9 protein-coding genes are annotated in these 11,580 nt (G+C 63.9%); all 9 read left to right on the top strand.

Annotation, left to right across the window (positions count from 1 at the left end; all coding sequences use genetic code 11):
- Positions 1-284: 284 nt before the first annotated feature.
- From H6955_03625 to H6955_03585, 9 genes are read left to right on the top strand one after another with little or no spacing between them, the layout of a single operon-like run.
- Complete coding sequence (locus tag H6955_03625) at positions 285-1,121, top strand: RnfABCDGE type electron transport complex subunit B (GenBank protein MCP5312618.1); 837 nt, start codon at positions 285-287, stop codon at positions 1,119-1,121.
- A gap of 31 nt (positions 1,122-1,152) precedes the next feature.
- Complete coding sequence (locus H6955_03620) at positions 1,153-6,078, top strand: 2-oxoacid:acceptor oxidoreductase family protein (GenBank protein MCP5312617.1); 4,926 nt, start codon at positions 1,153-1,155, stop codon at positions 6,076-6,078.
- 16 nt (positions 6,079-6,094) lie between these two features.
- Positions 6,095-7,450, top strand: a complete 1,356-nt coding sequence (gene rsxC / locus H6955_03615; protein MCP5312616.1) for an electron transport complex subunit RsxC — start codon at positions 6,095-6,097, stop codon at positions 7,448-7,450.
- A gap of 7 nt (positions 7,451-7,457) precedes the next feature.
- Positions 7,458-8,510 (top strand): RnfABCDGE type electron transport complex subunit D, encoded by a 1,053-nt coding sequence (locus tag H6955_03610; GenBank protein MCP5312615.1) that lies wholly within the window; start codon positions 7,458-7,460, stop codon positions 8,508-8,510.
- 47 nt (positions 8,511-8,557) lie between these two features.
- Positions 8,558-9,211: an FMN-binding protein gene (locus H6955_03605; GenBank protein MCP5312614.1), complete on the top strand. Its 654-nt coding sequence runs from the start codon at positions 8,558-8,560 to the stop codon at positions 9,209-9,211.
- Positions 9,211-9,870 carry an electron transport complex subunit E gene (locus H6955_03600; GenBank protein MCP5312613.1) on the top strand — a complete coding sequence of 220 codons (660 nt, stop codon included), beginning with the start codon at positions 9,211-9,213 and terminating at the stop codon, positions 9,868-9,870. The genes H6955_03605 and H6955_03600 overlap by 1 nt, the downstream gene beginning before the upstream one ends.
- On the top strand, positions 9,860-10,450 hold the full coding sequence (locus tag H6955_03595) for an RnfABCDGE type electron transport complex subunit A (GenBank protein ID MCP5312612.1): 591 nt from the start codon (positions 9,860-9,862) through the stop codon (positions 10,448-10,450). The genes H6955_03600 and H6955_03595 overlap by 11 nt, the downstream gene beginning before the upstream one ends.
- Entirely contained in the window at positions 10,443-10,709 is a 267-nt protein-coding gene (locus H6955_03590) for a hypothetical protein (GenBank protein ID MCP5312611.1), read from the top strand. The genes H6955_03595 and H6955_03590 overlap by 8 nt, the downstream gene beginning before the upstream one ends.
- Positions 10,694-11,554 carry an oxidoreductase gene (locus H6955_03585; GenBank protein MCP5312610.1) on the top strand — a complete coding sequence of 287 codons (861 nt, stop codon included), beginning with the start codon at positions 10,694-10,696 and terminating at the stop codon, positions 11,552-11,554. The genes H6955_03590 and H6955_03585 overlap by 16 nt, the downstream gene beginning before the upstream one ends.
- Positions 11,555-11,580 lie beyond the last annotated feature (26 nt).

The following is an 11,580-nucleotide window of genomic DNA, read 5'->3' as shown; positions in this document are numbered from 1 at the left end:
GATCGCTTCAATAGCGACTATTAAAAACCTTCCCGTTTGCAATCGATCGGCGGTCCATAGACTGGCTCGCATCCTTCGCTTTCGGGGCCCATTACCCAATGGCGCCTCAGGGTTCATGTCCGGGAACTGTGATCCCGGCAAGGGCGTCTCCCGCCGCACCTCGGCGCTCGGCGTTCCGCACACGGCCACAAGCCGTACAACTGTAAATCGACCGGTTTCGGCCGCGCTTGCTCCAGGGGTATCGGGTGAGTTCGTTGCAGTTTGTCGGCGTCGCGGTGGCCTTCATGTCCGTGTTGGGCATCTTCCTGGCTTCCGTCCTCGTCGTCGCCAATCGTTGGCTGTTCGTTCTCGAAGATCCGCGTATCGACGAGGTCGAGGACCTGTTGCCTAAGGCCAACTGCGGGGCCTGCGGAACACCGGGCTGTCGGCCGTTCGCCGAAAAGCTGGTCAAGGGCGAGGTCGACCCGGGACTGTGTACGGTCAACGCGAAAGGCACCAATCAACTGATCGCGGACTTCCTCGGCGTCGAGCTCGGCAGGCACGAGAGACGCGTGGCGCGGTTGGCCTGCGCCGGCGGTGCACACGTCGCCCATATCCGCGCGTCCTACGCCGGTCTCAAAAGCTGTCGGGCTGCGCACCTGGTGTCCGGTGGCGGCAAGGGTTGCGCCTGGGGCTGCCTCGGGATGGGTGATTGCGCGACCGTCTGCACATTCGAAGCGATCCGGATGGATGTCCACGGCCTACCGGTCGTCGATGCGGAGAAATGCACTGCCTGCGGCGACTGCGTCGATGTCTGTCCGAAGGACCTGTTCGAGATCCATCCGGTCAGCCACCGACTGTGGGTGGCGTGCCGCAACCGCGAGTTCGGCGATCGCGCCGAGGCGCAATGCGAGGTGATCTGCACCGCCTGTGAGCGTTGTGCGGTCGATTCACCGGAGGGGCTGATCACCATCGTCGACAACCTCGCGGTGATCGACTACGGCAAGAACCGGCTTGCCTCCAAGGTTGCGATCGAGCGCTGCCCGACCGGCGCGATCGTCTGGCGCGAACCGGACGAACGCCTGACCAAAGGGCGTGATGCCCGGCCCGTCATCAGAAAGACCGCACTGCCCATCGGGTGAGCGCGGCGAGACAGAGTGTTGAGGAAAAAACATGTTCGGCAAGAAGACCAGTGAACCGCAGTTCAAGTACCCCGGCATCCGCATGGCGATGGACGGCAACAGCGCCGTGATCATGTGCGAGCGCGAGGCCTCGGATGCAGCAGGGGCCTATCCGATCACCCCGTCGACCCAGATGGGGGAGTACTGGGCGGAAGAGACCGCCCGGGGGCACGTCAACATCTCGGGCAAGCCGTTGGTGTTCGTCGAACCGGAATCGGAACATGCCGCAGCGGCGGTGACGGCCGGGATGTCCATGTCGGGCCTGCGCGCGACCAACTTCTCGTCGGCCCAGGGTGTGGCCTTCATGCACGAATCCCTGTATGCCGCGGTCGGCAAGCGCCTGCCTTATGTGCTGAATATCGGCAGCCGGGCGATCACCAAGGCCTCGCTGAACGTGCATTGCGGTCACGACGACTACCACTGCATCGACGATACCGGCTTCTTCCAGGTGTTCGCGAACAACGCGCAGGGTGCCGCCGACCTGAACCTGATCGCACGCAAGATCGCCGAGCTATCGCTCACACCGGCCGCGGTCGGCCAGGACGGCTTTCTGACCACCCACCTGATCGAACCACTGCAGGTGCCCGAGCGTGCGCTGATCGAGGAGTTCCTCGGCCGACCCGACGACATCATCGCCAGCCCGACGCCGGCACAACGCCTTGTGTACGGCGAGAAACGCCGCCGGGTCCCCGAGATATGGGATGTAGACAACCCGATGCTCTCGGGTTCGGTACAGAACCAGGATGCGTACATGCAGGCAGTCGCCGCACAGCGCCCCTATTTCTTCGAACATATCTCGACCATCGCCGACCGGGTGATGGACGAGTACTTCGCGCTGACGGGAAGGCGCTACCACCGGGTCGGCGCGTACAGGGTGGAGGATGCCGACTATCTGATCGTCGGCCAGGGCAGCATGGTGGTGCAGGCGCAGGCGGTCGTCGATTACCTGCGCGAAACCCGCAAGCTCAAGCTCGGCGTGATCGACATCACGATGTTCCGACCTTTCCCCGGCGACCTCATCGGGCACCTGCTGCGCAACAAGAAAGGTGTCGCGGTGCTCGAACGCACCGACCAGCCGCTCGCCGAGGACCTGCCGATCATGCGCGAGGTGCGCGCGGCGCTGACGAAGTGTCTCGAGAACGGCCATGGCGCACACGAGGGGCGCAGGCCGTACCCGGGTTACGCCGAGCTGGGCCATGCCGAGATGCCGCCGCTGTATTCCGCGGCCTACGGACTGGGTTCGCGCGATCTGCAGCCCGAGGGGCTGATCGCGGCGTTCGAGAACATGCTGCCGGACGGCGGCCAGCACAAGTTTTTCTATCTCGGCGTGGATTTCGTGCGCGAGCCGACCGACCCGAAGGATGAGATCCGCATTCAGCGTACGCTTGATGCCTATCCACGGATCAAGGACCTGGCGCTGAAGGGCAGCGAAAACCCGGACCTGCTGCCCAAGGGTGCGATTACCGTGCGCATGCACTCGGTCGGTGGCTGGGGCGCGGTCACCACCGGCAAGAACCTCGCGATGACCCTGTACGAACTGCTCGGTTTCGACATCCGTGCCAACCCGAAATACGGTTCCGAGAAAAAGGGACAGCCGACGACCTATTTCCTTTCGGCGGCGCCGGAGCCGATCCGCCTGAACTGCGAGTACACCTACGTCGATGTGACGATGTCGCCCGATCCGAACGTGTTCACCCACTCGAACCCGCTGTTCGGATTGAAGCAGGGCGGTGTGTTCATCCTGCAGTCCGAACTGGAGGCCGCGCAGGATGTCTGGGCGCGCATCCCGGTCGCCGCTCAGCGCTTCATCGTCGAGCACGACATCCGCATGTTCCATGTGGACGGCTTCAAGATCGCGCGTGAAGAGGCATCCAATGCCGAGCTGCAGTTCCGCATGCAGGGCAATGCCTTCCAGGGTGCGTTTTTCGCCGCGTCGCCGCTGATGGAACGTGCCGGACTCGACGAGGCCGGCCTGTTCGAGGCGATCGAACGCCAGCTGCGCGACAAGTTCGGCGACAAGGGCGAGCGCGTGGTGCAGGACAACCTGCGCGTCGTACGCCGCGGTTTCGAAGAGGTCCGCGAGATCACCGACAAGGTGGTGGGCAGCCACGCGACTGCAAGGCGCAAGGCGCTGTCGCTGCCGGTGATGCTCAAACACCTGCCCGAGGCCGACGGTGGCGTATCCGACATCCACCGTTTCTGGGAGCAGACCGGTGCCTTCTACAACAGCGGTCGTGGCAACGGCAACCTGGCCGATCCGTACCAGGCGCTGTCGTTGATCCCGGCCTCGACCGGCGTGTTTCGCGACATGACCCAGATCCGCTTCGAGTACCCGAAGTTCGTCGCGGAGAACTGTACCGCCTGCGGCAACTGCTACACGGTCTGCCCGGACAGCGCGATCCCGGGCCTGGTCAATACCATCGGGGATGTTTTCACCGCGGCGATCCTGCGTATCGAGACCCAGGGTCGGCCGACGCTACACCTGCGGCGCGAGTCGCGCGGGGTCGAGAAGCGCCTGCGTGCATTGATCGAGACGCGCGGAGAGGCGGCCGATGTCGTGGCGCTGATCGACCAGGCGATCCTCGAGCACCTCGCGGAGAGCACGCTCGACGGTGACGCCAGGAAGGTGCTCGAAGAGGAGTTCGGCCTGTTCGCGGCACAACTCGGTGGTTTTGCCTTCAGCGTGACCAAGCCGTACTGGAGCAATCGCGAGAAAAAGAGCAAGGGAAGCGGCGGTTTGTTCGCGATCACCGTCAACCCCTACACCTGCAAGGGCTGCATGGAATGCATAGAGGTCTGCGACGATCTGGCCCTGGTCGCGGAGAAACAGACGCCCGATGCGGTCGAACGCATGCGCCGCGACTGGGACTTCTGGCTCGACCTGCCGACCACAGATCCCGATTTCATCCGCATCGACGACCTCGAAGAGAAGGCCGGCGCCCTGGAGACACTGTTGCTCGACAAGGGCAACTACCAGTCGATGCTGTCCGGCGATGGCGCCTGTATGGGTTGTGGCGAGAAAACGGTGATCCACCTGTTTACCGGTACCGTGACCGCGCTGATGCAGCCACGCGTGAAGCGTCATCTGGCGGAGATCGACGACCTGATCAACCGTCTCGAGACCCATGTGCGCCTCAAGCTCGCGCAGGGGATGGATCTTTCCAACCTGCACAAGATCGACGAGGCGGTGGACAGTCATCGGGACAGCGATCTGACACTGGCCGAGCTGTCGGGTTCGCTCGCCGGGGGTGCGCAACCGGTCGACCAGAAGTGGCTGCGTTGGGTCTCCCAACTGCTGGAGAAACTGCGATACCTGAAGTGGCAATACACCGAGGGCAAGACCGGCAGGGGGCGCGCCGAGATGGGCATCATCAACGCCACCGGCTGCACCTCGGTGTGGGGTTCGACCTTCCCGTTCAATCCCTATCCGTTCCCGTGGACCAGCCACCTGTTTCAGGATTCGCCGTCGGTTGCGATGGGCATCTTCGAAGGTCACATGCGCAAGATGGCCGACGGCTTCAAGGCGGTGCGCCAGGCCAAGCTCGAACTCGACGGCAGGTACACGCCGGCCGAGCACGATGCGTTCTTCACCCACTTCAACTGGAAGCAGTTCAGTGACGAGGAGTGGCGGCTGTGTCCACCGGTGGTCAGTGTCGGCGGCGATGGCGCCATGTACGACATCGGTTTCCAGAATCTTTCACGTGCGCTGGCGTCGGGCATGCCGATCAAGGTGCTGGTGCTCGACACCCAGGTCTATTCCAACACCGGCGGACAGGCCTGTACCTCCGGATTCGTCGGTCAGGTCGCCGATATGTCACCGTATGGCAAGGCCTGGAAGGGCAAGACCGAGATCCGCAAGGAGATGAGCCTGATCGGCATGGCACATCGCACCTCGTTCGTGCTGCAGAGTTCGATGGCGCATGTCACCCACCTCTTGGAGGGTTACATCGACGGTCTGAACAGCCGCCGACCGGCGCTGTTCAACATCTATGCCGTGTGCCAGCCGGAGCATGGTGTCGGCGACGATATGTCGAACCATCAGTCGAAGCTGGCGGTCGAGTCGCGCGGTTATCCGTTGTTCCGTTACGACCCGGATGCAGGCGTGACCTTCGAGGAATGCTGCTCGATCGAAGGCAACCCGGGGCTGGACGAAGACTGGCCGGAATACACGCTGCAATACCAGACCGAGGACGGTCGGCAGGACAGCCTCGAGGTGCCATTGACCTTCGCCGATTTTGCGCTCACCGAGGGGCGCTTCCGGAAACACTTCCGTAAGGCGCCGCCCGAGACCTGGCACGACGACATGGTCCCCCTGGCCGAATTCATCGATCTCGACGAGGACGATCGAGAGGGGAGGTTCCCCTACATCTGGGCGACCGATGCCAAGAACCGCCTGGTGCGCGTGCTGGTTGCACAGGAGCTCGTGACCTCGACCGTGGAGCGCCGTGATTTCTGGCGCCAGCTCAAGTCGCTGGTCGGTGTCGACAGGCGGGTGGACCTGGAGCAGGTGCGTGCCGAGACGCAGGCCGAGATGGCGCGTTCGATCACGGCGGGTCTGCTCGCGCTGGCCAATGGCGGTGATGCGTCGGCATTGAGTGGATTGACCGTGCCGACGGCGACCGCCCAGGTCGTGCCGGGCAGCGCCCCGGCGGCCAACCTGCCGTGGGACTACGAGCCGGTCTGGGTGGAGACGCCCGAGTGCACCGCGTGTGACGAATGCACCGAGATCGCACCGAAGGTGTTCCGGTACAACGATCAGAAACAGGCGGTCGTGATCGACCCCAAGGGCGCGGCGTTCAAGGACATCGTCAAGGCCGCGGAAAAGTGTACCGCCGGGTGTCTGCATCCCGGCACACCCTGGAATGCCGGCGAGAAGGACCTCGACAAGTTGATCAAGCGGGCGGAGAAGTACCAGTAAGCGGTACTCGGCAAAGATGGGCTTCTTGAACCTGTTCAGGCGTCACAAGACGTTCTCGCACGGCGGCATCTTTCCGGTCGAGCACAAGGCGCTGACCGCGGGCCAGGCAATCCGCCGCCTGCCGTTCGCGCCGCAGTTGATCGTGCCGTTGTCGCAGCACAAGGGGGCGCCGGCGGTGCCGCTGGTCGTGGCCGGCCAGGAAGTGGTGCGCGGCGAACCGATTGCCCGCGCCGACGGGCATGTCTCGGTACCGATGCATGCCCCGGCAACGGGGCGGGTCAGGGCGATCGATCTGCGGCCGACCGCCGAAGGGCCGCGCGCGCCGGCGATCGTGATCGACGTATACCAGGCAGCGAGCCAGGAGGTGCTGTACCAGGACCCGGTCGACGCGATGGGACTGTCGCCGCAACAGATCGTCGACGCGGTCAAGGACGCCGGTCTGGTCGGCCTGGGCGGTGCGGCCTTCCCGAGTCACGTCAAACTGCTGCCGCCGGCCGGCAGGCGCATCCATACGCTGCTGGTCAACGGCTGTGAATGCGAGCCCTACCTGACCTGCGACCATCGCGTGATGTTGGAACAGACCGCAGCACTGCTGCGCGGGATCAGGATCGTGCTGCGTGCGACCGGTGCCGAACGTGCGGTGATCGGTATCGAGGACAACAAGATGGACGCGGTCGTCGAGATCGAAGCCCGACTCGCTGACGACCCGGCGATCTCGGTGCAGGCGGTCGCGGCCAAGTACCCACAGGGTGCGGAGAAGATGCTGGTCGAAAGCCTGCTTGGCAGACAGGTCCCCGAGGGCGGTCTGCCCGCCGATCTCGGTGTCGCGGTTTACAACGTCGGGACCCTGGCGCAGATCGGTGATCTGCTGCCGCAGGGTGCCGGTCTGATCGAGCGCGTCGTGACCGTGTCCGGTCCCGGCGTGGCCAAACCCGGCAACTACCGGGTGCCCATCGGTACGCCCGTCGGCTTCCTGCTGCAGCAGACCGGCGTCATCGGCAGTGCCAACGAGGTGATCCTCGGTGGTCCGATGATGGGGATGACGGTCGCGTCGCTGGAGGTACCGGTCACCAAGGGGGTGTCGGGTGTCGTCGTCTACGAACGCGGCGACCAGGACCAGCAGCCACGCACCGTGTTTCCATGCATCAAGTGCTCGCGCTGCGTCGAGGCCTGTCCGATGCACCTGAACCCATCGTTGCTTGGCCAGTTGGCGCAAAAGCGCGAGTACGGGCGCATGCAGGCCGATTTCCACCTCGACCAGTGTTTCGAATGCGGCTGCTGTGCCTACGTGTGCCCGTCGAACATCCCGTTGACCCAGTACTTCCGGATCGCCAAGGCGGTCAATCGGGAGCACCCCGTCGTGGCCGTTTGAGGTGCCGATGTTCAGGGACAAACCTGTTGAGATACGGACCGCACCGCACCTCAAGCGACCGCAATCGGTCGATGAGATCATGCGCAACGTGGTGTACGCCCTGGTGCCGATCGCGGCCTTCTCCATCCTGCAGTTCGGTATCAGTTCGCTGGCGCTGATCGTCACCACGACGCTGGTCGCGATGGGTACCGAACGCCTGTTCGCACACCTGTCGGGCAAGGGCAATACGCTGCGCGACTGGAGTGTGGTGATCACCGGCATACTGCTTGCGTTGACCCTGCCGCCGGGGTTTCCGCTGTGGATGGCGGCGGTTGCGGCGTTCGTCGCTGTGGCACTGGGCAAGGCGCTGTTTGGCGGCCTCGGCCACAATGTGATGAACCCGGCTCTGGTCGGACGGGCATTCGTGCAGGCTGCATTTCCGGTGGCCATCACGACCTGGACGCCCGCTTTCGCGCCCGGGCGCTTCAGCGAGTTCATCCCGTCCACGCTCACCGCGCCGTTCATGAAACCTGAACCGGTTGCGCAGTGGGTCGCCGGTTTGCAGATCGACGGCTTCACCGGCGCGACGCCGCTGGCGATGCAGAAGTTCCAGCACATCTACGTCTCGACCACCGACCTTTTTTTCGGCGGTGTCACAGGGTCGTCGGGTGAGGCGCCAGCGATCCTGATCATCATCGGCGGCCTGTTCCTCGCGGTGCGCCGCATGCTCGACTGGCGTATTCCGGTCGGTGTCTTCGTCGGCGCGGCAGTGGTCGCGACACCGCTGTGGCTGTTCGACAGCATCAGCTACCCATCGCCGATGTTCGTCTGGTTTTCCGGCGGTTTGATGCTCGGTGCCTGGTTCATGGCCAGCGATATGATCGCGTCGCCGGTGACACCGCTCGGCGCCTTTCTGTACGGCGGATTGATCGGGGTGCTGACTGTCATCATCCGACAGTTCGGTGGGCTCGCGGAAGGTGTGATGTACGCGATCCTGCTGGCCAATGCCGCATCGCCCCTGATCGCGTCTCTGACCCAACCGCGTGTCTACGGTGGCAGGCGCAGGGAGCGGGGCACGTGAATACGCCGGACCTGACCCAGACGCCGGCACAGACACCCGGCTTCCGGATGATCCGCACGCTCGGCGGCATCGCGATGTTGTCGGGATTGCTGGTGGTGCTCGTGTACCAATGGACCAAGCCCTTCATCGCCGAGAACCAGCGCATCGCGATCGAACGGGCAGTGTTTCAGGTCGTGCCCGGCGCGTCACGCCGGGTCGACGTGTGCCTCGACGGCAGCGGCATCGTCGAAGGCGGGACCGCGCAAGGCGAGACGGTCTACGCCGCGTTCGATGAGCAGGGCGGGCTGCAGGGCCTCGCGTTGGAGGCGGGTGCGCAGGGATACCAGGATGTGGTCAGGCTGCTGTATGGCTACGACCCGGTCTGCCAGTGTGTGCGCGGGATCAAGATCCTGAAGATGACCGAGACCCCGGGGCTGGGCGACAAGATTGCGTTTGATCCCGGATTCCTAGAAAACTTCGACGCCTTGGACGCGACCCTCGATCCGTCGGGCAGTGCGCTGACCAATCCCATCCGGGCCCTGAAGCACGGCAAGAAACAACATCCCTGGGAGATCGATGCGATCTCGGGCGCGACCATCTCCTCGGTCGCGGTGGCCCGCGCGATCGACAACAGCATGCAGCGCATGGCCCCGCTGATCCAGCGCCATCTGGGTGCGTTGCGCGACGCCGCGCCGGCGCCGGACGCAGGAGGTGAACGATAATGGCGATGCTACCGCGTCAACAGGAACAGCTCACGCTGGACACCTTCCTGCGGGGGTTGTGGGAAGAGAACCCGGTATTCGTGATGCTGCTCGGCATGTGCCCGGTGCTCGCGGTGACGAACTCGACGCTGAACGCGATTGCGATGGGGATGGCGACGACCTTTGTGTTGGTCGCGTCGAGCACGCTGATCTCGCTGATCCGGCGGCTGATACCCCGACAGGTGCGCATCGCCAGCTACATCGTGATCATCGCGACCTTCGTGACCGTGGTCGATTACGTGATCCAGGCGATCAGTCTCGATCTCTACAATGCGCTCGGTGCCTTCATCCAGCTGATCGTCGCCAATTGCGTGATCCTCGGTCGTGCCGAGGCCTATGCCTCGAAGCAACGCCTGCACACCACGCTGGTCAACAGTCTCGGAATGGGTGCCGGATTTACGGTGGCACTGCTTGCACTCGGCACGGTACGCGAGGTACTCGGCAACGGCACCCTGCTCGGTTTCCAGGTGATGCCGGCGAACTTCGAGCCCTGGGTGGTGATGATCCTGCCGCCGGGCGGATTCTTCGTGCTCGGGAGCTGGCTGCTGCTGTTCGCGTTCCTGAAACAACGCCGTGAGCGCCGCGCAGCGGGCGGCGAGGGGGTGTCCCATGCAGGGTGAGTCGCTCGGTTTCATCTTTCTCAATGCGGCGATCGTCAACAACTTCGTGCTGGCGTTGTTCCTCGGCATCTGCCCGTTTCTCGGCGTTTCCGCAAAGAAGGAGACCGCCTGGAACATGGGGCTTGCGACCCTGTTCGTGATGCTGGTGAGCTCTATCGCCGCATATGGCATCAACTGGCTGTTGACCGAACTCGACCTGATGTTCCTGCGCTTGATCTGCTACATCGCGGTGATCGCATCGGCGGTGCAGCTGGTCGAGATGTTCATCAAGCGATTCAGCCCGACGCTGTTCCGCAGCCTGGGCATCTTTTTGCCACTGATCACGACGAACTGCGCGATCCTCGGTCTGGCGCTGTTCCAGACCGCCAAGGAGTACGATTTCCTGCAGAGCGTCGTGTACGCGCTCGGCGCCGGCGCCGGGTTCACGCTGGCGCTGATGCTGATGGCCGGTCTGCGCGAAAAGCTCGAACTGGCGGAGGTACCTGCGGTGAGCCAGGGTGCGGCGATGAGCCTGATGCTCGCCGGCCTGCTGTCGCTGGCGTTCATGGGGTTCGCCGGATTGGGGGGCTCGCATGGCTGAGTTCCTCGCGGCCTCGGCGGTCATCTTCGCGGTCCTGGTCGGCTGGCTGTACGTCCAGGACCTGTACCGGCGATTCGCCGCGCGACATCCACAGTGGGGGCCGTTCCGCAGCGAGGCGACCTGTCAGGGATCCTGCGGCTGTCATCAGGGTGGCTGCCACAATGATCCACCTCAACCGACGACGTCGTCAGTCGCGATAAAATCTGTCCGCCTGGAAAAGCTCGAATACCGGGAGACCGCGAGATGGCACAAGCGATGAAGGAACTGGGACCTGTCAGCGAGGCCGTAGTGGTCGACAGCACCCGGGTCACGCCGGAGGATCGCGACGAGGTGCGTCGGATACGGCTGCGGGTCGATGAGCCCGCTTTCCGTTTCTCTCCCGGGCAGTCGATCGGGGTCGTGGTCCCGGGGCCGCATGCGTTCGGCAACCGCTATCACATCCGCCGCTACTCGATCGCCAGCGGTCATCGTGACGGGACACAGGACGCGGTCGAGTTCGAACTCCTGGTGCGCCGCTGTTTCTACGTCGACGAGATCAGTGGCGAGCAATATCCCGGGATCGCTTCAAACTATCTGTGTGATGCAAGGGGAGGCGCGCAGATCACCATCACCGGGCCGTTCAGGTCGCCATTTCGAATTCCCCAGGACGATACCGCCAACCTCGTGATGATCGGCACCGGCACAGGGGTCGCACCGTTTCGCAGCTTCATCCAGGAGATCTATCGGACGAACCGTGCCTGGCATGGCCTGGTGCGCCTCTACTACGGCGCAAAGAGCGGCATGGATCTGCTGTATCGCAACGACGAACTCGACGATCTGTCCAACTACTACGATCGCAACTCGTTCAAGGCCTTCCGCGCGATCATCAGCAAGCCGATGGCCTCCGAGGGCGAGACCCTGCAGGCGGCGATCGAGGGCCACGCGCAAGACGTCTGGGAGCTGATGCAGGACGCGAAGACGCACATCTACATCGCCGGTCTCGGAAAGGTCGTCGAGGCCTTCGATGCGGTGATGGAAAAGGCCGCCACCTCGCCGACGGCCTGGAGACAGACCAGGGAGTGGCTGCATGCAGAAGGGCGGTGGTCCGAGCTGGTCTACACCTAATGCGCGAGGTTCCGGGATACGTCGGG

Source organism: Chromatiaceae bacterium (assembly GCA_024235395.1).
Taxonomy (GTDB): Bacteria; Pseudomonadota; Gammaproteobacteria; order Chromatiales; family Chromatiaceae; genus Thiosocius.
This window is presented reverse-complemented; position numbering and strand designations above follow the sequence as displayed.

What these genes read in the sequence shown, in the direction of transcription:
- H6955_03590 (MCP5312611.1), top strand. Translation starts at nt 10,443, where the DNA reads ATGGCTGAGTTCCTCGCGGCCTCGGCGGTCATCTTCGCGGTCCTGGTC.
- H6955_03600 (MCP5312613.1), top strand. Translation starts at nt 9,211, where the DNA reads ATGGCGATGCTACCGCGTCAACAGGAACAGCTCACGCTGGACACCTTC.
- H6955_03605 (MCP5312614.1), top strand. Translation starts at nt 8,558, where the DNA reads ATGATCCGCACGCTCGGCGGCATCGCGATGTTGTCGGGATTGCTGGTG.
- rsxC (MCP5312616.1), top strand. Translation starts at nt 6,095, where the DNA reads ATGGGCTTCTTGAACCTGTTCAGGCGTCACAAGACGTTCTCGCACGGC.
- H6955_03595 (MCP5312612.1), top strand. Translation starts at nt 9,860, where the DNA reads ATGCAGGGTGAGTCGCTCGGTTTCATCTTTCTCAATGCGGCGATCGTC.
- H6955_03585 (MCP5312610.1), top strand. Translation starts at nt 10,694, where the DNA reads ATGGCACAAGCGATGAAGGAACTGGGACCTGTCAGCGAGGCCGTAGTG.
- H6955_03625 (MCP5312618.1), top strand. Translation starts at nt 285, where the DNA reads ATGTCCGTGTTGGGCATCTTCCTGGCTTCCGTCCTCGTCGTCGCCAAT.
- H6955_03620 (MCP5312617.1), top strand. Translation starts at nt 1,153, where the DNA reads ATGTTCGGCAAGAAGACCAGTGAACCGCAGTTCAAGTACCCCGGCATC.
- H6955_03610 (MCP5312615.1), top strand. Translation starts at nt 7,458, where the DNA reads ATGTTCAGGGACAAACCTGTTGAGATACGGACCGCACCGCACCTCAAG.